20 protein-coding genes and 2 pseudogenes are annotated in these 20581 nt (G+C 68.6%); 11 read left to right on the plus strand and 11 right to left on the minus strand.

All coding sequences use genetic code 11. The features are described 5' to 3' along the window. The first annotated feature begins 59 nt into the window (after nt 1-59). The 3 genes from J8I34_RS03845 to J8I34_RS03855 all read left to right on the plus strand — a co-directional run bounded on the left by J8I34_RS03845 (nt 60) and on the right by J8I34_RS03855 (nt 2625). On the plus strand, nt 60-1205 hold the full coding sequence (locus tag J8I34_RS03845) for a beta propeller repeat protein (protein WP_209805374.1): 1146 nt from the start codon (nt 60-62) through the stop codon (nt 1203-1205). Nucleotides 1206-1219: 14 nt separating this feature from the next. Further along, nucleotides 1220-1480, plus strand: coding sequence for a MoaD/ThiS family protein (locus tag J8I34_RS03850; RefSeq protein ID WP_029045385.1), 261 nt, complete (start codon nt 1220-1222; stop codon nt 1478-1480). A 188-nt stretch (nt 1481-1668) separates the two neighbouring features. After that, nucleotides 1669-2625, plus strand: a complete 957-nt coding sequence (locus tag J8I34_RS03855; RefSeq protein WP_209805375.1) for a chemotaxis protein — start codon at nt 1669-1671, stop codon at nt 2623-2625. Between the two features lie 352 nt (nt 2626-2977). On the opposite strand, the gene J8I34_RS03860 is transcribed toward J8I34_RS03855, so the two are convergent. Together J8I34_RS03860 and J8I34_RS03865 are read right to left on the minus strand one after the other, a co-directional pair. Continuing rightward, a complete protein-coding gene (locus J8I34_RS03860) occupies nt 2978-3634 on the minus strand; it encodes a peroxiredoxin (RefSeq protein ID WP_029045387.1) in 657 nt (218 codons plus the stop codon). A gap of 82 nt (nt 3635-3716) precedes the next feature. Further along, nucleotides 3717-4154: a universal stress protein gene (locus tag J8I34_RS03865; RefSeq protein WP_029045388.1), complete on the minus strand. Its 438-nt coding sequence runs from the start codon at nt 4152-4154 to the stop codon at nt 3717-3719. A gap of 307 nt (nt 4155-4461) precedes the next feature. On the opposite strand from J8I34_RS03865, the gene J8I34_RS03870 reads away from it, so the two are divergent. Beyond that, the gene (locus J8I34_RS03870; RefSeq protein ID WP_209805376.1) at nt 4462-6171 is read left to right on the plus strand and encodes a SulP family inorganic anion transporter; all 1710 of its coding nucleotides are present in this window, start codon (nt 4462-4464) and stop codon (nt 6169-6171) included. 1 nt (nt 6172) lies between these two features. On the opposite strand, the gene J8I34_RS03875 is transcribed toward J8I34_RS03870, so the two are convergent. From J8I34_RS03875 to J8I34_RS03895, 5 genes and pseudogenes are all read right to left on the minus strand, one after another. Continuing rightward, nucleotides 6173-6367, minus strand: coding sequence for a ribbon-helix-helix protein (locus J8I34_RS03875; RefSeq protein WP_029045390.1), 195 nt, complete (start codon nt 6365-6367; stop codon nt 6173-6175). A gap of 131 nt (nt 6368-6498) precedes the next feature. After that, nucleotides 6499-7617, minus strand: a complete 1119-nt coding sequence (locus J8I34_RS03880; RefSeq protein WP_029045391.1) for a dihydrolipoamide acetyltransferase family protein — start codon at nt 7615-7617, stop codon at nt 6499-6501. Nucleotides 7618-7682: 65 nt separating this feature from the next. Beyond that, nucleotides 7683-8660 carry an alpha-ketoacid dehydrogenase subunit beta gene (locus J8I34_RS03885; RefSeq protein WP_029045392.1) on the minus strand — a complete coding sequence of 326 codons (978 nt, stop codon included), beginning with the start codon at nt 8658-8660 and terminating at the stop codon, nt 7683-7685. Between the two features lie 45 nt (nt 8661-8705). Continuing rightward, nucleotides 8706-9791, minus strand: coding sequence for a pyruvate dehydrogenase (acetyl-transferring) E1 component subunit alpha (gene pdhA, locus J8I34_RS03890; protein ID WP_029045393.1), 1086 nt, complete (start codon nt 9789-9791; stop codon nt 8706-8708). Nucleotides 9792-9994: 203 nt separating this feature from the next. Then, nucleotides 9995-10455, minus strand: a pseudogene (locus J8I34_RS03895) (MetQ/NlpA family ABC transporter substrate-binding protein); the annotation flags it as partial. Nucleotides 10456-10649: 194 nt separating this feature from the next. Here J8I34_RS03895 and J8I34_RS03900 point away from each other — a divergent pair. The 3 genes from J8I34_RS03900 (at nt 10650) to J8I34_RS03910 (ending at nt 13262) form a co-directional block, all read left to right on the plus strand. Beyond that, nucleotides 10650-10991: a hypothetical protein gene (locus tag J8I34_RS03900; protein ID WP_209805377.1), complete on the plus strand. Its 342-nt coding sequence runs from the start codon at nt 10650-10652 to the stop codon at nt 10989-10991. Between the two features lie 64 nt (nt 10992-11055). Beyond that, the gene (gene clsB / locus J8I34_RS03905) at nt 11056-12273 is read left to right on the plus strand and encodes a cardiolipin synthase ClsB (RefSeq protein WP_029045395.1); all 1218 of its coding nucleotides are present in this window, start codon (nt 11056-11058) and stop codon (nt 12271-12273) included. Then, on the plus strand, nt 12273-13262 hold the full coding sequence (locus tag J8I34_RS03910; RefSeq protein ID WP_209805440.1) for a lysylphosphatidylglycerol synthase domain-containing protein: 990 nt from the start codon (nt 12273-12275) through the stop codon (nt 13260-13262). Before clsB ends, J8I34_RS03910 begins: the two co-directional genes overlap by 1 nt. Nucleotides 13263-13306: 44 nt before the next feature. On the opposite strand, the gene J8I34_RS03915 is transcribed toward J8I34_RS03910, so the two are convergent. Further along, nucleotides 13307-14581 (minus strand): O-acetylhomoserine aminocarboxypropyltransferase/cysteine synthase family protein, encoded by a 1275-nt coding sequence (locus J8I34_RS03915; RefSeq protein ID WP_209771389.1) that lies wholly within the window; start codon nt 14579-14581, stop codon nt 13307-13309. A 328-nt stretch (nt 14582-14909) separates the two neighbouring features. Between J8I34_RS03915 and J8I34_RS03920 the strand changes: the two are divergent. Together J8I34_RS03920 and J8I34_RS03925 are read left to right on the plus strand one after the other, a co-directional pair. Further along, a pseudogene (locus J8I34_RS03920) lies at nt 14910-15017 on the plus strand (ABC transporter substrate-binding protein); the annotation flags it as partial. Nucleotides 15018-15180: 163 nt separating this feature from the next. Continuing rightward, nucleotides 15181-15951, plus strand: coding sequence for a class I SAM-dependent methyltransferase (locus tag J8I34_RS03925; protein ID WP_209805378.1), 771 nt, complete (start codon nt 15181-15183; stop codon nt 15949-15951). A gap of 11 nt (nt 15952-15962) precedes the next feature. Here the strand turns inward: J8I34_RS03925 and J8I34_RS03930 are convergent, their stop codons facing one another. Both J8I34_RS03930 and J8I34_RS03935 read right to left on the minus strand, forming a co-directional pair. Then, complete coding sequence (locus J8I34_RS03930; RefSeq protein ID WP_209805379.1) at nt 15963-16325, minus strand: helix-turn-helix domain-containing protein; 363 nt, start codon at nt 16323-16325, stop codon at nt 15963-15965. A 202-nt stretch (nt 16326-16527) separates the two neighbouring features. Then, nucleotides 16528-16761, minus strand: coding sequence for an IclR family transcriptional regulator (locus tag J8I34_RS03935; protein ID WP_232232311.1), 234 nt, complete (start codon nt 16759-16761; stop codon nt 16528-16530). A 498-nt stretch (nt 16762-17259) separates the two neighbouring features. Between J8I34_RS03935 and J8I34_RS03940 the strand changes: the two genes are divergently transcribed. Together J8I34_RS03940 and J8I34_RS03945 are read left to right on the plus strand one after the other, a co-directional pair. Then, nucleotides 17260-18498 (plus strand): GGDEF domain-containing protein, encoded by a 1239-nt coding sequence (locus tag J8I34_RS03940; protein ID WP_209805441.1) that lies wholly within the window; start codon nt 17260-17262, stop codon nt 18496-18498. Nucleotides 18499-18623: 125 nt separating this feature from the next. Continuing rightward, nucleotides 18624-19880, plus strand: a complete 1257-nt coding sequence (locus J8I34_RS03945) for an Hsp70 family protein (protein WP_029045402.1) — start codon at nt 18624-18626, stop codon at nt 19878-19880. 21 nt (nt 19881-19901) lie between these two features. Here J8I34_RS03945 and J8I34_RS03950 read toward each other — a convergent pair whose 3' ends face one another. Then, on the minus strand, nt 19902-20561 hold the full coding sequence (locus J8I34_RS03950) for a phosphorylase (protein WP_209805442.1): 660 nt from the start codon (nt 20559-20561) through the stop codon (nt 19902-19904). Nucleotides 20562-20581: the final 20 nt, after the last annotated feature.

Below are 20581 nucleotides of genomic sequence, written 5' to 3' on the forward strand. Positions count from 1 at the left end.
GCTGTCTACATGTACTAGACTCGGATGCATCGCTCAACGGCCTTCCCGCAGGAGCCATGATGACGACGTCCCCCGAAACCGGCCCAATCATGCTGCTGGTCGCCACCACCAAGGGTGCCTGGACTTTGATCAGCGACGCCAGCCGCGGTCACTGGCAGGTGGCAGGTCCCGCCTTCCTTGGCCACACTATCCACCACATCGTCCAAGATCCCCGCGAGCCGTCGCGAATGCTGATGGCCGCGCGCACCGGCCACCTCGGCCCGACGGTGTTCCGCTCCGCCGACGGCGGCCGCAACTGGAGCGAGGCCACGCGCCCGCCCGCCTTCGACAAGGCGCCCGAAGGCGAGACCGGCCGTGTGGTCGACCATGTGTTCTGGCTCACTCCCGGACACGCCAGCGAACCCGGCGCCTGGTACGCCGGCACCTCGCCGCAGGGGCTGTTCCGCAGCACCGACCACGGCGCCTCGTGGGAGCCCGTGTCGGGCTTCAATGACCACCCGATGTGGCGCAACTGGACCGGCGGCGAACAGGATGGCACTCCCGACGGGCCCAAGATGCACTCCGTGCTGGTCGATCCGCGCGACAAGCGTCATCTCTACATCGGCATGTCCAGCGGCGGCGTGTTCGAGAGCACCGACGCCGGCGCCGACTGGAAACCGCTGAACCGCGGCAGCCTGGCCCTCTTCCTGCCCGATCCGAATCCGGAATACGGCCAGGACCCGCACTGCGTGCTGCAGCACCCGGCCAATCCCGACATCCTGTACCAGCAGAACCATTGCGGCATCTATCGCATGGACCGGCGCGAAGGCGTATGGAAGCGCATCGGCGAGGCGATGCCCGCCGAGGTGGGCGACATCGGCTTCCCGATCGTGGCGCATCCGCGCGATGCGGGCACGGTGTGGGTGTTCCCGATGGACGGCAGCGATGTCTGGCCGCGCGTCAGTCCCGGCGGCCACCCCGCGGCCTATGTTACCCGCGACGCCGGCGAGACCTGGCAGCGCCAGGATCGGGGCCTGCCGCCCGAACAGGGCTGGTTCACGGTCAAGCGGCAGGCCATGGCCACCGACAGCCATGGGCCGGTGGGCGTGTACTTCGGCACCACCGGTGGCGAGATCTGGGCCAGTGCCGACGAAGGCGAGCACTGGCGCTGCATCGCCAGCCACCTTCCGCAGGTCTACGCCGTCAGCGTGGCGCGGCCGGCCTGAGTCGGAGGGCAGCCATGCAGGTACGCATTGCCACGCCGCTGTTCTCCTATACCGGCCAGCGCGAGTATGTGGAAGCCCACGGCGCGAACATCGGCGCGCTGCTGGACGACCTCGACCGGCAGTTTCCGGGCATGCGGTTTCGCATCGTCGACGAACAGGGGAAGCTGCGGCCATATATCCGGGTGTTCGTGAATCGGACGCAGTTGATGCGGCTGGATGCGCCGCTTCAGGAAACGGATGAGGTGCATATATTGCAGGCATTGGCGGGCGGCTGACGGCCATTTGCATGCTGCTGCTCCGCTTCCCTTTTCCCCGTGCGCCTGCGCGTGGCCGCGTCGTTTAACTCTCCAGCCCTCACGCCGATATCCAGACATGACCCCTGCCGTCCGCCAGCCGCCGCGGCGGCAGGGCAATGCACACACGGCGGCCACGGATCATTCAACGCACGGCACGGGAGCAACGCATGAGCAGTTCCATGAGGGACATCGACGAACGGACTAACCTCACCAACAACAACCAGTTCGAACTGCTACTGTTCCGGCTGGGCGATGCCGAGCACAGCGGGCAGTCCGAGTTGTTCGGCATCAATGTGTTCAAGGTGCGCGAGATCCTGGTGATGCCGCCGGTGACGACCGTGGTGGGGGCAGACCCGTCGATCCGGGGCATGGCCGATATCCGCGGCCAGGTGATTCCCGTGATCGACCTTCCCAGGCTGGTGGGATGCAAGCCGCGCAACGGGCTCGGCATCCTGCTGGTGACCGAGTACGCGCGCTCGACGCAAGGCTTTGCGGTCGAGGCGGTGGAGGAAATCGTGCGCCTGGAGTGGAACCAGGTGCACTCGGCCGAGGCCAGCGTGCGCACCGGCCACGTCACCAGCATTGCCAAGCTCGATGCAGGCACGGACCAGGCGCGCCTGGTGCAGGTGCTGGACGTGGAGCAGATCCTGCGCGATGTGCTGCCGGCGCGGCAGCCGGACGTCGAGCCAGGCTCGGTCGGCCCGCAACTGAACCTGCGCCCGGGCCTCAAGGTGATCGCCGCCGACGACTCCGCGCTGGCACGCGGCCTGATCGAGCAGGGCCTGAAGGCGCTGGGCGCGCCGGTGCTGATGACCAAGTCGGGCAAGGAAGCGTGGGAACTGCTCGACCGCATCGCCGCCGAGGCGGCCAGCCACGGCAAGTCGGTGCGGGACGAAATTGCGCTGGTGCTGACCGACCTGGAAATGCCGGAGATGGACGGCTTTACGCTGACGCGCAAGATCAAGGCCGACAGCCGCTTGAAGCAGCTGCCGGTGGTGATTCATTCGTCACTGTCGGGCGAGGCCAGCGAGGAGCACGTGCGCAAGGTGGGCGCGGATGCCTACGTGGCGAAGTTCGTCGCCAAGGAACTGGCCGATACCATCCGCGAGGTGCTGACGCGCTGAGCGGGCGCGGCCCGAGTTTTGGTGGCTGAGTTCGGTGCCCGAAACCACAACCTGCGTGGCCTTAGGCAGCACAGGGCACAAAATCCTTCAGGCTGCAAGCATTCCCGTATGTTGACGGTTTGCCTATAAAACGGGCACTCCAGTACGAGCCAAGGCTGGCGCGCCCTTGGCGGTTGTCAAGAGGGGGGATATCCACCGAAGCTGTGGATAGATCCTGTGGACAAGGCAGGCGTCCCGGCGGAACTGCCGGGACGCCTGCCGGCGGTCCTGCGTGACCTCCACGCCCTGCCGCGCTCCCTTGCTCGCTCTCTCCTTTGCCTGGCCTGCTCCCTCCCGGGACGCTCCCGGTCCGTTACTTGGGCTGCTCCACCGTGCGCAGGTAGGGCTTCAGCGTCTTGAATCCTTGCGGGTATTTCTTCTTCGCATCTTCGTCCGAAACCGATGTCGGGATGATGACATCCTCGCCCGGCTTCCAGTTCACGGGCGTGGCCACGGTGTGCTTGGCATTGAGCTGCAGCGAATCCAGCAGGCGTAGCACCTCATCGAAATTGCGCCCCGCGGTCATCGGATACACCAGCATGGCCTTGACCTTCTTGTCCGGGCCGATGATGAACACCGAGCGGATGGTGGCGTTGTCCACCGCCGTGCGCGGTCCGGCGTCGCTGGCTTCTGGGTGGATCATGTCGTAGAGCTTGGCCACGGTCAGGTCGGCATCGCCGATCATCGGATAGTTGATGGCGGCGCCCTGCGTCTCTTCGATGTCCTTGGCCCAGCGCTGGTGGTCGCTGACGGGATCGATGCTCAGGCCGATGATCTTGGTGTTGCGCTTGTCGAATTCTGGCTTGAGCCGCGCCATGTAACCCAGTTCGGTGGTGCATACCGGCGTGAAGTCCTTGGGGTGCGAGAACAGGATCGCCCAGCTGTCGCCGATCCATTCATGGAAGCTGAGCTTGCCTTCCGTGGTGTCTGCGGTGAAATCCGGGGCTTGTTCGCCCAGTCGAATCGCCATGGTTGCGCTCCTTGCAGTTGGCATGGGGGTGGAAAGAGCGCGCTGCCGGCGTGCCGGCCGGCAACGCGCGCGATTGCCTGGCCTAGCGCAGGACCAGCACCGGGATCGTGCTGTGTGTCAGGACCTTTTGCGTTTCACTGCCGATCAGCAACGCCTGCAACCCGCGCCGCCCGTGCGACGACATCACGATCAGGTCGCAGCCGCGCTGCTCCGCGCACTGGATGATGGCCTGCCACGGGTGGTCGTCGGTGGCGGTGACGGTGTCGCACGGCACGCCGGCCTGGCTGGCAGCACGCGTGACCGCGGCCAGGAAGGTATCGGCATGGTGCGCAGCCTCGGCCGCGAACGAGTCCTTGGTGTCCTGCAGGCCGGTCAGCCGGTACGTCATTACGTGGTACTCGGGGATCACATGCAGGCCGGTCGCGCGGGCCCCGATGCGGCTGGCGAAGGTCATGGCGCGGGCCACTGTCGCTTCGGCGCGTGCGGAGCCGTCGGTGGGGACAAGGAGGTGCTTGAACATGATGGCCTCCGATTGCAGTGAGTTGCCGTGTCCGCCGGGCCGTTCCGCCCGGAACCGTCCGGACGAGCCACTCCAGTATAGGAATTGGCCGGTGATAGCGACAGGTCGCGTGCTGGCTTTGCAACGCCGTGGCACCGCCCTTTGCGGGCTGCCCTTGCCGACGCGATGTCGCGCGGTGGAAGAAAGGGGCAAGCAGCCGCAAGCAGTGGCATATGGCGGCGCCGCATGCCACGTTCATTAGCATGTTGTTATCATTTCATGCACCCGCTCCCCCCACCAACGTAGACCCACCGCAAGGAATCTCCGCATGATCGCGCTGCGCGAAGCATGGCAGGCCGGGCTGTTCCGCCGCGCCAACTGGCTGCCCAACCTGGTGTCGGGCGTGATCGTGGGGGTGGTGGCGCTGCCGCTGGCGATGGCGTTCGCGATCGCATCCGGCGCGAAGCCGGAGCAAGGGCTGTACACGGCCATCGTCGCCGGGCTGGCGGTGTCGATGTTCGGCGGCAGCCGCTTGCAGATCGCCGGGCCCACCGGCGCGTTCATCGTGGTGCTGTCCGCCATCACCGCGCGCCATGGGATCGGCGGGCTGCAGCTGGCCACGCTGATGGCCGGGCTGATCCTGTTGGCGCTGGGCCTGGCGCGGCTGGGCGGCGTGATCCGCTACATTCCCGCCCCGGTGATCGTGGGCTTTACCGCCGGCATCGGCGTGATCATCTTCGTGGGGCAATGGCGCGACTTCTTCGGGCTGCCGCCGGTAGCAGGCACCTACTTCCATGAAAAGCTGTGGCACCTGCTGCAGGCGCTGCCGCAGTGGCACGCAGCCACGACCGCGCTGGCGCTGGGGAGCCTGCTGCTGGTGCTGGGCGCGCCGCGGGTCCGTTGGCTGCACCGCGTTCCCGGCCCGCTGGTGGCGCTGGTGGTGGCCACCGCGGTGCAGGCGCTGTTCCGCTTCGACGGCGTGGCCACCATCGGCAGCGCCTTCGGTGGCCTGCCGCGCGGGCTGCCGGCACCGTCGCTGCCGGAGATCTCGCTGGCGCGCATGATCGAGCTTGCCGGACCGGCCTTCACCATCGCCATGCTGGGCGCGATCGAATCGCTGCTGTCCGCGGTGGTGGCCGATGGCATGGCCGGCACCCGGCACGATGCCAACCAGGAGCTGGTGGGGCAAGGCATCGCCAATATCCTGGCGCCGCTGTTCGGCGGGTTTGCCGCCACCGGCGCCATTGCCCGCACCGCCACCAATATCCGCAACGGCGGCAGCAGCCCGTTGGCCGGCATCACCCATGCGCTGACACTGGTGCTGGTGCTGCTGTTCCTGGCCCCGCTGGCCGCGAGCGTGCCGCTGGCCACGCTGGCCGCGATCCTGTTCGTGGTGGCATGGAACATGAGCGAGGCGCGCCAGTTTGCGCGCATGGTGCGCCGCGCGCCGCGCGCCGACGTGGCAATCCTGCTGATCACCTTTTCGCTGACCGTGCTGACCGACCTCGTGGTCGCGGTCAATGTCGGCGTGATCCTGGCCATGCTGCAGTTCCTGCGGCGCATGTCGGCTTCGGTGGAAGTGACGCGCCAGGACGTGACGGGCATCGAGCGCGAGCTAAGCGTCGAGCCGCGTGCGGCCGATTCCTTGCCGGAGCGGATGCCGCCCGGCGTCCTGGTCTACGCCATTGACGGCCCGTTCTTTTTCGGCGCAGTCGAAGCCTGTGAGCAGGCGCTGGTGCGCACCCATACCGAGCCGCGCGTGCTGCTGATCCGCCTGGGCCGGGTGCCGTTCATCGACATGACCGGCTTGCAGACGCTGGAAGCCGTGATCCGCACGCTGCGCCGGCGCGGCGTGGCGGTGGTGCTGGCCGAGGCCAATGCGCGCGTGCGGCAAAAGCTGGAGCGGGCCGGGGTGCTGGCGGCGCTGGGGCAGGAAAACTACGCGGATGCGCTGGCGCAGTCGGTGCGGCGCTGCGGCGTGCTGGCGGGAGAAGGTGCTGCGGAACGGGAGCGCGAGGACACGCGCGCCCCGCACTGATCTATTTCTTTTGCCGACCGCTGCCGGCAGGCCGTGCCTTGGTGGCGTATTCCACGCCGTGCTGGGCCAGGTAATCGCGGATCAGCTGGCGCACCACCTGCGACGGCGTCAGATCCTGCGCGGCGCACAGGGTTTCGAAGGCCTTCTTCTTGACCGGGTCGATCAGGATGGTGAGGCGGGCGGTCTTGGATTCCATGAGGGATGTGTCGGGCGGTCCGGCTGAATCGATCGCATTATATACAGCGTGGACTTCGCCGAACCCAATGGTGCTCCCCTCTCCCGGCACGACGGGCGGCACGGCTTGCTTGCGTCTTTCCGGGCGATGCCCTAGGAGGGCTGTTCCAGATCCGCAATCACCGCCGCCAGGAAACGCGCCGCCTCGCCCCCGGTCACCACCCGATGGTCGAACGTCAGGCTGAGCGGCATCACCCGATGCACCGCCGGCACGCCGCCGGCGGCGACCACCTCGTCCCGCACCCGTCCCGCGCCAAGGATCGCCACCGTCGGCGGCACCACGATCGGTGCCGCATAGCGCCCCGCGATCATGCCGAAGTTGGACAGCGTGATGGTATTGCCGCGCATCTCTTCCGGCGCGATGGTGCGCGCCCGGATGTCTGCGCGCATGCGGTCGAGCCCATGGCGCAGGTCGGCCGCGTCGCGGTTGCCGACGTCGCGCAGTACCGGCACGAACAGCCCTTCGGGCAGGTCGGCGGCAATGCCGACGTCGATCTTCTTCAGCACGTGGCGACGCCCGGTCTGCCCCTCGTACCAGGCGTTCAGGCCCGGCTCCGCGCGGCAGCCGGCCACCAGCGCGCGCACCAGGCGGATGGTGACGTCGGCGCCCGCCTGCCAGGCGTGGATATCGGCATCGTCCATCACCGTGGCCGCGGCGACCTCGTTCTGCGCGCGCGCCATGTTCTGCGCCATCGCGCGGCGTACGCCGCGCAGTTCCTCGGGCGCGCCCAGTTCGGCCAGCGTGGCGGCCACGCGTTCGACGTCTGCGGCGATGACGGTGCCCTCCGGCCCCGACGCGGTGGCCATTGCCAGGTCGACGCCGAGGCGCCGCGCCAGCGCGCGCACCGCGGGCGTGGCCTTGACCCGAGCGGCCATGCCGGCGGCCGGTGCGGCCGCGCCCGGTGGCGCCGCTTCGCTGGCTACCCGCGTGCCGACCTGCACGGACCCGACCACCGTGCCGGCATCGGCGTCCTCGCCCGCGCCCTCGAAGCCGACCAGCGGCGCACCCAGGTGGACGATATCGCCTGGCTGCGCATGCAGCTTGGCGATGGTGCCCGCATAGGGCGAGGGGATCTCGACGATGGCCTTGGCGGTCTCCACCGACAGCAGCGGCTGGTCGGCGGCGACCGCATCGCCCACCTTGACATGCCAGCTCACGATCTCGGCCTCTTGCAGGCCTTCGCCCAGGTCGGGCAGCTTGAAGACTCTCATCGGCGCTTCCTCGGCTTGGTGTCGCTGGGTGTCGCTGGGTGTCGCTGGGTGTCGCTTGGTGTCGCTCAGGCGGCCATGGCCTTGCGAGCCGCGTCGGCGATGCGCGCCACGCTCGGCAGGTAGGTGTATTCCAGCCGAGCCAGCGGCACCACGGTATCGAAGCCGGCCACGCGCTGCACCGGCGCCGCCAGCGAATACAGCCCGGCATCGGCCAGCTCCGCCGCGATCTCGGCGCCGAAGCCGGCGGTGCGCGGCGCCTCGTGCACGATCACGCAGCGCCCGGTGCGCGCCACCGCTTCGAGGATGGTCGGCATGTCGAGCGGCTTGAGCGTGGCCACGTCGATCACGGTCGCGCTCACGCCCTCGGCGGCAAGCTCGTCGGCGGCACTCAGCGTCTCCTGCACCATCGCGCCCCAGGTCACCAGCGTGATGTCGCTGCCTTCGCGCAGCGTGAAGCAGGTATCGAGCGGCAGCGCCGCGCCGTCATCGGCGACCTCCTGGCGGAACAGGCGGTACAGCCGCGTGGGCTCGAGGAAGATCACCGGGTCGGGATCGGCGATCGCGGCCAGCAGCAGCCCGTACGCGCGCGCGGGCGAAGACGGCAACACCACGCGCAGCCCCGGCATATGGGCGAACATCGCTTCCGGGCTTTCCGAATGATGCTCGGGCGCGTGGATCCCCGCGCCGCATGGCGAGCGCACCACCAGCGGGCAGCTCAACCGCCCGCGCGTGCGGTGCCGCATGCGCGCGGCGTGATTGATGATGTGGTCGATGGCCGGGTAGATAAAGCCGGTGAACTGGATTTCGGCCACGGGCTTGAGCCCCATTGCCGCCATGCCGATCGCCGCGCCGACGATGCCGCCCTCGGCCAGCGGCGTATCCATGACCCGCGCCGCGCCGAAGCGCGCCTGCAGTCCCGCGGTGGCGCGGAACACGCCACCGTTGACGCCAATGTCCTCGCCCAGCAGCAGCACGTCGGGATCGCTCTCCAGCGCATGGCCCAGTGCCAGGTTGACTGCTTCGACCAGATTGATTTCCGCCATGGTTCGCTCGCTTTGGTCGTTGAAGGCCGAGGGACGATGAAAGCGTCAGCCGTGCTGTGCGGGATAGCGCCGCGCCGTCTCCAGTTGCGCCTGCAGTGCCGGCGGCATGGTGGCGTACAGGCAATCGAACATCGCCGCGGGATCCGGCGGCGGCAGCGCCAGGTAGGCTTCCACTGCCTGCGCCACCTGCTGCGAGCAAGCCTTGACCAGCGCCTCTTCGCGCGCGGCGTCCCAGGCGTTCAGCGACAGCAGATGCGTGCGCAGGCGCAGCAGTGGCTCTTCCTGCCAGTGCGCCTTGACGCTGGCCTCGTCGCGGTAGCGCGAGGCATCGTCGGCGGTGGTGTGGTCGCCCAAGCGGTAGGTGATGGCCTCGATCAGCGCGGGGCCGCCGCCCGAGCGGGCCCGCTCGATGGCCTCGCCCACGCGATGGCGCACCGCGACCACGTCGTTGCCGTCGACCTGCTCGCCAGGTATGCCCGCGGCGATCGCCTTCTGCGCCAGCGTCTGCGCCGCGGTCTGGCCGCTGCGCGGCATCGAGATCGCCCACTGGTTGTTGTTGATCACGATCACCATCGGCGCGCGCCACGCGCCGGCCATGTTCATGCCTTCATAGAAATCGCCCTTGGAGGTGCCGCCGTCGCCGAGCAGGCACACCGCTACCCTTGGCTCGCTGCGCAGCTGGAAGGCATAAGCCGCGCCTGCGGCATGGCACACCTGCGTGCCGATCGGCACGCAGTTGGCAAAATCATGCGGCGCCGCCGCAAAACCGCTGCCGCGCTCGTCGCCGCCCCAGTACAGCAGGCTCTCGGTCATCGTGACGCCCCGCACAAACTGCGCCGCATGATCGCGGTAAGAGGGCACGAGCACGTCCTCAGGCCGCATCGCGAAGGCCACGCCGACGCCGATGGCTTCCTGCCCTAGCGCCGAGGCAAAGGTGCCGATCTTGCCGGTGCGCTGCAGCGCGATCGCCTTCAGGTCAAACTGCCGCGTCAGCACCATGGCCTGGTACAGCGGCAGCAGCGCCTCAGGGTCGCTGGCGAAGGGAGGGGGCGGGGAAGTGGGGGAAGGGGGTTCGCCCGGCGGGGCGAGATAACGCGTATAGCCGATCTCGAAGCTCGCAACCATGGACATGGCAGGTCTCTCGATGCGCGTGTCGTGTTGTGATCCCGGGCGTGCTTTGTGGGCGCGCGCGGCATGTGTAGTCGAGTGTAGGGTATTTGCGGCGCAATGGCGGCGGCAATTGTCTTGCTGTGCACAAGGGGGGAGTGGTTCCAGGCACGACCAGCGAAAAAAAGCTCCCATGCGGGAGCCCCTTCGCCAATGATCCGAACGGATCAGCGCTGGTACGGCGGCGGCACGAAGCCAGCGAAGCGCTGCTGCGTCACCGACTTGAACTCGGCCGACTGGTGGGCTTCTTTGATGTCCTTGACGAACGGCTCGCTGACGTCGGCGTCTTCACCGCCAACAGGTTCATGTAGTAGTCGGGAATCTTCTCCAGCGCCAGTGCGGTGGTCAGCTTCAGCCCGGCGGCCAGCGCGAAGTTGCCGTTGACGAAGGCGTAGTCGACATCGCCGAGCGAACGCGGCAGTTGCGCGGCCTCCAGCTGGATCAGCTTGAGCTTGTGCGGGTTGGCGTCGATGTCGCGCTCGCTGGCGCGGATCGGGTCGGTGCCCGGCTTGAGCGTGACCCAGCCCACCTGCTGCAGGATGGCAATGGCCCGCGCCAGGTTGGTGGGGTCGTTCGGCAGCGATACGGTGTTGCCCGGGTTCACCTCTGCCAGTGTCTTGTTTTCCCGTATCGCATCAAAACGCTCCCTGTTGTTCGTTGTTCGTTGGTTGTCCGTTGGAGAGCCCATTGTGTGGAAGCCAAGTCATGAGGCGAACGAGTTCTTGATCATGCCGATATGCCCGAAGCGCATATAGACCGGATGCCCGCAGCGCGGTGCACTACGCTGAAGGACGCCACGCCCATCCTTGCACGGAGGCCGCCATGCCCGAACAACTGACCCGGCATCCCGATGTCACGCTGAAGGTCCTGCGCAGCGCCGGCGCCCGCTGCGGCGAGGGCGCGCCGCAGGAAATCCTCAAGGCCTGCCCGCGCGAGCGCTTCTGCAAGCTGCCCGGCGGCGAAGTCTGCGTGTACGGGCTGGACAATGCTGTCACCATGACGCAGATCACGGCCGCCGACTGGCGCGCGCTGGCCCAGCAGGCGGGCCCGCCGCCCAATCCCGGCATGCCGCCGCTGACACTGGCCGGCGTGGGCACTGCGGGCCTGCTGGCGGGCGTGCTGCTGACGGCCCTGGTGGTCCGCCGGCGGCGCGGACCTGGCTGAGCGGCCCAGGGGCCCTGGCGAAACCCGTGGCGCTGGCATGGTGTTTGCGGCGCAATCCCGGGCCATGACACCGTTGCCGTCCGCCCCCGACAGCATCCGCCTGCTGGAGAACGGAGAAGAGTACTTCCCGCGCGTATTCGAGGCGATCGCGCGAGCGCGCGAAAGCGTGCTACTGGAAACTTTTATCCTGTTCGATGACGAGGCAGGGAAGAAATTGCACGCCGCCTTGCTGGCCGCAGCGCGGCGTGGCGTGCGCGTGGCCGTCACCGTGGACGGCTTCGGCTCGCACGACCTGCCCTCTGCATTCATTACAGAGCTGGTCAAGGCGGGCGTGCACTTCTGCACATTCTCGCCGCGCCGCCGCCTGCTTGGCGTGCGCACGAATATCTTCCGGCGCATGCACCGCAAGCTGGTCGCGATCGACGGCGAGGTGGCCTTTGCCGGCGGCATCAATTTTTCGGCGCAGCATTTGTACGGCTACGGGCCACGGGCCAAGCAGGACTACGCCGTCGAGATCGCCGGCTCCGCGGCGCGGCAGGTACATGACTTCCTGGCGCGGGCCATTCCCGGGGCGTGCCTGCAGGGCGGGCTGGCGCCACCGCCGCTGGACCCCACCACGGGGCCGCCGGGCCCGGTGCGGCTGGTCACGCGCGACAACCATCGCCATCGCAACGACATCGAGTTTGCCTACCTCGATGCGATCCGCGCCGCGCGGCACGAGGTGGTCATCGCCAACGCTTATTTCCTGCCGGGCTACCGGCTGCTGCACGCGCTCTGCGAAGCCGCCGCGCGCGGCGTACAGGTGCGCCTGCTGCTGCAGGGCAAGCCCGACATGCCTTGGGTGGCGCGTGCCGGTGGCCTGCTGTATTGCCACCTGCAGGATGCCGGGGTACAAATCCTCGAGTACGTCGAGCGGCCGTTCCACGGCAAGGTCGCCGTCATCGACGAACAATGGGCCACGGTGGGCTCTAGCAACCTCGACCCGCTCAGCCTGTCGCTGAATCTCGAAGCCAACCTGGTGATCCGCGACACCGCCTTCGCGCAGCGGCTGCGCGGCCGGTTGCAGGCATTGATCGCCGAACGCTGCCGCGAGGTCCCGCCGCGCCGGCATGAGCGCTCGCTGCTGGACGCGGCCGGCGCCACGCTGATGTTCCACTTCCTGCGCCGCTTCCCGGCATGGGCCGGCTGGCTGCCGGCGCATACGCCGCGGCTGGTGACGCCGCAGGCCGGCGATTCGCGCGGGCGCCGCCGTGTATTCGTGCTGGAACGGGAGGCCGAGTGATGGTCGCCCATGCGCTTTCGGCAATTCGGCACCACCTGCGCTGGCCGATGTGGCGGCGCGCGATCGGGATCCTCTTCATCGCGGCAGTGCTTGCGCTGATCGCGCGCAAGCTCGGCACCATCGACTGGGACGCGGTGCTGGCCGCGCTGCGCGGCTTCGACCGCCGCACGCTGTTGCCCGCCGCGGGGTTCGCGGTGCTGACGGGTTTGCTGTACAGCCAGTTCGACGTGCTGGGGTGCCGCTATGCCGGCCACCCGCTGCCGGCGCATCGGGTGATGGCGATCGCCTATGTCAGCTACACGATGAGCCTGAACCTGGGCGCGACGCTCGGCGGGGCGGGCGTGCGTTACCGGCTGTATTCACACGCCGGCCTGAGCCCGCCGCAGATCTGGAGCGTGTTCGCGGTGGCGGTCACCAGCAACTGGCTTGGCTACGCGCTGCTGGCGGGCATCATCCTGGCCGGGCGCCTGGTGGCGCTGCCGCCCGAGTGGAGTATCCCGCCGGCGGCGATGCGCCTGATCGGCGTGGCGATGCTGGCCGCGCCGGCCGGCTACCTGGCCGCATGCGCGGCATGGCAGGGACGGCACCGTACGGTGCGCGGCCATGACATCTACGTGCCGTCACCGCGCTTCGCGCTGTTGCAGATCCTGGTGTCGGCGGGCAACTGGGCGGCGGTGGCGGCCATCCTGCATGCCTTCCTGCATGCGCATGCGGACTATTACACGGTGCTGGGCGTGTACCTCGCCTCCGGGCTGGCCGGCGTGGTGATCCGCGTGCCGGGCGCGCTGGGAGTCGTCGAGACGGTGTTCCTGACGATGCTCGGCGGACAGGTGCCGCACGGGTTGTTGCTGGCGGCGTTGATCGCGTACCGGGCGTTGTATTACCTGATACCGCTGGCGGTGGGGACGGTGGGGTACTTCCTGCTGGAGGCGCGGGGGAAGAAGCTGGCGCAGGGAACGGCGCTGGAAGGAAAGCAACGCCGGCCGTGAACGCTCCCCTCTCCCGCGGGCAGGAGCGGGGAGCAAACCTGCGCTTACGCTGCCGCCAGCGCGCGATCCAGGTCCTCGATCAGGTCATCGATGTGCTCGATGCCCACCGACAGCCGCACCATATCCTCGCTGACGCCAGCCGCCTTCAGTTCCGCGGCATTGAGCTGGCGATGCGTGGTCGATGCCGGATGCGTGGCCAGCGACTTGGCATCGCCGATATTGACCAGCCGCGTGAACAGCTGCAACGCATCCAGGAAACGCGCCCCGCCTTCGCGGCCGCCTTGCTTCAGGCCGAACGACAGGATGCCGGGACCGCGGCCGCCCAGGTACTTCTGCACCAGCGCATGGTCCGCATGATCGGGCAGGCCGGCAAAGTTGACCCATTCCACCTTCGGGTGCTGCTGCAGGTGGCGCGCGATCGCCAGCGCGTTCTCGGTGATGCGGTCCAGCCGCAGCGCCAGCGTCTCGATGCCTTGCAGGATCAGGAACGCGTTGAACGGCGACAGCGCCGCGCCGGTATTGCGCAGCGGCACCACGCGCGCGCGGCCGATATAGGCAGCCGGTCCCAGCGCCTCGGTATAGACCACGCCGTGGTACGACACGTCCGGCTCATTCAGGCGCCTGAAGCGGGCCTTGTGCTGCGCCCACGGGAACTTGCCGCTGTCAACGATGGCGCCGCCGACGCTGTTGCCATGGCCGCCCAGGTACTTGGTCAGCGAATGCACGACGATGTCGGCGCCATGCTCGAACGGCCGGCACAGGTAGGGCGAGGGCACGGTGTTGTCGACGATCAGCGGCACGCCGTGGTTGTGCGCCACGCGCGCGATCGCCTCGATGTCGACCACGTTGCCGAGCGGGTTGCCCACCGACTCGACGAACACGGCCTTGGTGCGTTCGTCGATCAGGTCGCCGAAGCCAGACGGGTTGCGGCCATCGGCGAAGCGGGTCTCGATGCCGGACTGCGGCAGCGTGTGCGCCAGCAGGTTGTAGGTGCCGCCATACAGCTGGCTCGACGAGACGATGTTGTCGCCGGCCTCCGCGATGGTCTGGATCGCGTAGGTAATCGCGGCCATGCCCGATGCCAGCGCCAGCGCGCCAACGCCGCCCTCGAGCGCGGCCAGGCGCTGCTCGAGCACATCGTTGGTCGGGTTCATGATGCGGCTGTAGATGTTGCCCGCAACCTTCAGGTCGAACAGGTCGGCGCCGTGCTGCGCATTGTCGAAGGCGTAGGCCACCGTCTGGTAGATGGGCACCGCCACGGCGCGGGTAGTCGGATCGGGCGAGTAGCCGCCATGGACGGCCAGGGTTTCGAGTCTCATGTTTTTCTCTGGGTTGTGTACCGGACATGCCTGGCGACGCGGCGCCATGCAAATGCGCGCCGACGGGCCGAACGATGGTACCAGCCGGCGGCGCACCGCCGAGGCGGTTTCGGGGGCTATGGTCACGGACGGCACCGCAGCGAGGCAAGGAAGCTTGTTGCATTTGGATATGCGGCCGCGTCACGCCGTGAACGCGCATGCCCCGCGAAATGTGCAGGCATGGATATGCGATAAGCGGATAAGCGCCAGCGATCTGATTCGTTGACCGTGCTTGTGACGGATCTCTGCATTGCAGGCTCGCATGCGGCATCCGCTGCCGCGCAGGCTTACCTTTGCGCTGGCCTCGTTCATGCACCGCGTCGGCGCGATCCGCAACCAGCCGAAGTCCTGGCAGGATTATTTCTTCCAGGACCCGGTCACCGCGCAGGGGAGCTGACCATGGCCACGCACAGCCTGATCCTGATCGGCCTGCTGGTGTAAGGGCTGGGCTTCACCACGCTGGAGCGGCTGACCGTGCGCCGCTGGGGCATGCAGCACTAGCCTTGCCCCGCGCGGGCTTCAAGCGTAGCCTACGGCACCGGCAAGCAACCGGAGCCGCCATGACGGACATCCACCATGCCGCCGCGCAGGGATTCGCCAGCCAGGCCGATACCTACGCGCGCGGACGCCCCGATTATCCCGAAGCCATCGATGACTGGCTGCGCACGACGCTCGGCCTGGGCCCGGGCCGCACGGTGCTCGACCTGGGCGCCGGTACCGGCAAATTTACGCGCCGGCTGGCCGGAACCGGCGCGGCTGTGATCGCGGTTGAGCCGGTGGCGCAGATGCGCGCGCAGCTCGCCGTTGCCCTGCCAGCCGTGCAGGCGCTCGCGGGCAGCGCCGAATCGATTCCCTTGCCCGATGCCAGCGCAGACGCCGTGGTCTGCGCGCAGGCGTTCCACTGGTTTGCCAGTGACCGCGCCATCGCCGAGATCCGCCGTGTGCTGCGGCCGCGCGGCCGGCTAGGGCTGGTCTGGAACGTGCGCGACGAAAGCGTGGACTGGGTCGCGCGGCTGACCGCCATCATGACGCCGTACGAGGGCGACGCGCCGCGCTTCTACAAGGGCGACTGGAAGCGGGTCTTTCCCGCCGAGGGTTTCGGCCACCTGGCGCTGCACAGCCTGCCATACACGCATGTGGGCCCGCCGCAGCAGGTGATTGTCGACCGGATGATGTCGGTGAGCTTCATTGCCTCGCTGCCCGGCACGGAGCAGGAGCGCGTGCGCGCCGCGCTGCAGGCCGTCATTGACGGCCATCCGGCGCTCGCCGGACGGCAGGAAGTCTCCTTTCCCTATCGCACCGAAGCCTACAGCTGCGAACGCCTGGACTGAGTCCAGCCGCGCTACATCGTCGCGTGCCGGACCCAGAACGCCGGGCCGGGACGCGCGGCGTCGCTGAAGTCCGGCGGCGGCAGGCCGTTGCGGCCGGCGCATGGGCGCGGCGCAATCTGTTCCCAGATGCGCAGCATCGCCATGACCTTGGGCAAGGCCTTGACGCCAGTAGGCGTGGGCAGCCAGCTGGGGCCGCCTACGCTGAACAGCGGCGTGCCGAGTACGGCCTCGAGGCCGCGGATCTGGTAATGGAGTCTCTGGGGCTGGATGCCCAGCGCATGCGCGGCGCGGGCGGTGTCGCGGTGCTGCATCAGTGCGACGAAGGCGCGCAACGACAGGAAGCTGACGCGCCTGTTGTTGACAAGGTATGCCATGGGTGTGCCCTTGCCGGGACGGACACTGGCGGTGCGCTGGGCACCGTTGCACGGCGGGGGAGGCGATGCACCCCGGGTGCGCGGCCTGTTGCCGGCGGATCGAAGTGAATCGATCGTAGCGGCGCGCGCACGGGGGCAGGGCGAGGAAGCTTCCGAGTGATGTAGGGGAATGCTCTCGATCAGATGGCGATGCGGGCGCGGCTCAGTGCATCGGCAAATGGCCGATCGCTGTCAGCGCCTGCATCACCTCGGGCGACAGGCGGCGTTCGCGGCACGGCACGCCTGCAGTCTCCAGCGTGGTCCACAGGTCGGCAGCGCCGGTGACGATGCGCTGCCGCAGGTGCGCCAGATATGCATACTCCGCGGACGTCAGCGGGCGCGGCGCGCTGCGCAGGTCATCCAGGATGTCGCCAAGCGAAAGGGCGGGAACGGTCATACCAGGGTCGGGAATAGCAGGGCGGGACATTGAAGCAGTATGGGCGCGAGTTTCTTGCGCGGTCGGCGCGGTAAGCAACGCATGATTCTATCCAGCCGATGCAGTGCCTGCTTAACCAAAATGCGACCGACTTTGGCCGCAATTCCGCTTGCATGCCGGCGAGTGGCGATTGCGCCGTGGCAATGTGGCGCATGCTGGGGCTAGTGGGGCGCGCAAGCCGCTTGCACGCGGGCGGTTGCCGTTAGAGGCATCCTTCAGCGCGAGCCGGGTGTTGCATAAAAACGCCAGTCCGTCAGAGTGAGGCAGCGGCGTCGGAACCACAACTGGCCCGTCCCGCACGCCCCCGGCTAGACGGGGGTGCCACCGGCCAGCGCGCGCGGGCTATCATGCGCGTTTGCCGAGCGCCGGCGGCCTGTCCCGGCGTGTCGCGACCGTCCCTTGGCCCCAGTTCCGCCCATCGGATTGACGGCAAGGCGGACCCCCTCCTTGAGGATTCCCGTGCACCTGGACCAGCAGACCATTGCGGTCGTGATGATGGTGTTTTTCTGCAGCACGCTGGTGATCGCGGCGGGGCTGGTGTTCGCGCTGCGCGCGAGCGAGGCCGGGCGCCTGTGGGCATCGGGGCACGTGCTGGCATCCGGCGCGGGCCTGGCGCTGGCGCTGAGCGCGGCCACCGGCACGCCCCAACTCGGCACGCCAGGGGCGGGTGCCTTCGTCATTGGCTGGCTGCTGATCTACCGCGGCGTGCGCGTCTATTACGGCGTACCGGCGTACCCGGGCGCGCTGGCCAGTGCCGCCACCATCGTGCTGGCCACTCTGGTGGCCGTCGGCGGCCTGCCCGGCGGGCCTCAGCTGGTGCTGCGCGTGGCCTACGGCGTGCTGGCGCTGGTGTCGCTGGCCACCTTTGCCACGCTGGCGCGCGCCGGGCGCGGGCGGCGCAGCATCGGTGCCCCGCTGGTGCTGGTCGCCAGCCTGGTGCAGCTGGCCACGCAGCTGGCCGGATTTGACCATGCCATGCAGCTTGCAGGTGCCGATGCCGCGCCCATGATCCTGTTCTTCGCCGGCCCCGCCGGTTCCGCCTGGATGCTGGCGCCGCTGATCGCGACGCTGCTGGGCCTGTTCGGCTTCACCGTGATGGCAATGGAGCAGATCGTCGCGCACAACGAGAGCGGCGCGCGCGTCGATGCGCTGACCGGCCTGCTCAACCGCGGCGCGCTGGAGATGTCGGCGCTGCAGCTGGTGGCGCGCTGGCAGCGCGACGGGCTGCCGCTGTCTTGCCTGGTGATCGACATCGACTACTTCAAGCAGGTCAACGACACCTTCGGCCACCATGCCGGCGATGCGGTGCTGCGAGAAGTGGCGCATGCGCTGGACAACTCGCGCCGTGCCTCCGACGTGGCCGGGCGCTATGGCGGCGAGGAGTTCTGCATCCTGTGCCCGCACACCGACGAGCAGCAGGCGACGGCACTGGCCAACCGCATCCTGCGCAAGGTGCGCGCGATCGGGCTGCCCGGCGCGCAGGGCTTTGCCAGCGTCAGCATCGGCGTGGCGCAGCTGCGCGGCGGGCCGGGCAGCAAGGAAGGCCTGTGGCGCGCGCTGTTCGCCGATGCCGACCGCGCGCTGTACTGCGCCAAGGAGCACGGGCGCGACCGCTATGTGCTGGCGTCGTCGATGGCCGTACCGGTGCCGGGCCACGCCAAGGCGATGCTGGAAGCTGCCGCCGACTCCGTCGCCTGAAATCGGCGGGCCGCCGCGCGACTGCCATACAATGTCGCCCCCGCCCGGGCTGGCGCCCCACCAGCGCGACCCACGGCCAGCGGGAACTGATGTGATGTGGTGTCTTGCAGGAAAACTTGGAATCAATGATGTCAAACGCATGCGGCCTGGACTTCGGCACGTCCAACTCAACCGTCGGCTGGAGCCGCCCCGACCGCCCCGCGGCGCTGCTGCCGCTGGAAGACGGCAAGCCTACGCTGCCGTCGGTGATCTTCTTCCACGCCGAGGATCCGCTGGTCAGCTATGGCCGTGCCGCGCTCGGCGACTACCTGGCCGGCTATGAAGGGCGGCTGATGCGCTCGCTCAAGAGCCTGCTCGGCACCTCGATGATGGACGACAGCACCGAGGTGATGGGGCAGGCGATGCCGTTCCGCAAGCTGCTGGCGCATTTCATCCGCGAACTGAAGGCCCGTGCCGAGCAGGCCGGCGGCACCACCTTTTCGCACGCGGTGCTGGGCCGCCCGGTGTTCTTCATCGACGAAGACCCGGCCGCCGACCGGCTTGCCGAAGAGACGCTGGCCGAGATCGCGCGCGATGCCGGCTTTGCCGAGATTGCGTTCCAGTACGAGCCGATCGCCGCGGCCTTCGACTACGAAGCCGGCATCGCGCGCGAGGAACTGGTGCTGGTGGCCGATATCGGCGGCGGCACCTCGGACTTCTCGCTGGTGCGCCTGTCGCCCGAACGCGCGCGCAAGAGCGACCGCAGGGAGGACATCCTCGCCAACGGCGGCGTGCATATTGGTGGCACTGACTTCGACCGCGCGCTCAGCCTGGCGCGCGCCATGCCGCTGCTCGGGCTGGGCAGCCAGCTGCGCAACGGCAAGGCGATGCCGTCGAGCCAGTATTTCGACCTGGCCAGCTGGCACACCATCAACTATGTCTATACCCGCAAGGCCTGGTCGGTGGTGATGGACAACTACCGCGACGCCGCCGACACCGCCAGCCTCGACCGGCTGGTGCGGCTGATCCGCGAGCGCGCCGGCCACTGGCTGGCGATCCAGGTGGAAGGCGCCAAGATCGCACTGTCGGATGCGGCCAGCACCGAGCTCGACCTGCACCGGCTGGAGCAGGGGCTGACGCTGACGATCACGCGCGACGAGTTCGATGCGTCGATCGACAAGCTGGTTGCCAGGACCGAGAAGACGGTGCAGCAACTGCTTGTCGATGCGGGCGTGGACGGCAATGGTGTCGACACCATCTTTTTCACCGGCGGTTCCAGCAGCGTGCCGTTGCTGCGTCAGCGGCTGGCGGCGTTGCTGCCGCAGGCGCGCTGCGTCGAAGGCGACCGTTTCGGCAGCATCGGCAGCGGGCTGGCGCTGGATGCGGCGAGGAAGTTCGGCTAAGGAAGTTCGGCAGCGCGCCTACTATTGCAGCACGTCGCGCAAAGCAAAGCCGTCGCCCACGGCCAGCCTGGCCGCCCGCAGCGCGCCGCGCGCCGCGGAGGCATCGCCCGCCAGCCGCAGCAGCGCCGGCAATTGCCACGGCGCGCGCAGCAGCCCGCCCAGCACCGCCGCCACGTCGGTCTTGCCGCCTTCCCCCATTCCCGCCGCCGCGGCGGCCGGCACGGCGCGGCTCGCCGGGTCGATGACCACGCGGCAAGCCGCGAACGGCAGCCGGCAGGCCGCGGCCATGCGCGCGGCGAGATGCGATTCCATGTCGACGCACAGCGCCCCGCTGGCCTGCCGCAGCGCCTGCTTTGCGGTGACGTCGAGCACCGGATCGTCCGCGCCGGCGATGGGGCCGACCCTGGCATGCGGCAGCGCGGCGTGCAGCGCGTGGGTCCAGTCCGGAGCGGTGTCGTAGCGTTCGCCGGGCGCGCGGATTTCGTTGGCAATGACCAGGTCGCCCGGCGCCAGCGCCGGATCCAGCCCGCCGGCGACGCCGAAGCTGACGATGCCCCGACACTCGCGGCTCGCCATGGCCGACACTTCCTGCTCCAGCGCGATGCCGCGCAGCCCGTGCACCACGCGGCAATGCGGGCCGGCGGCGATGCCGGCCTCGAAATCCATGCCGGTGACGACCATGACGAAGGGCGCGAAGGGCG

Source organism: Cupriavidus phytohabitans (genome assembly GCF_017815025.1).
Taxonomy (GTDB): Bacteria; Pseudomonadota; Gammaproteobacteria; order Burkholderiales; family Burkholderiaceae; genus Cupriavidus.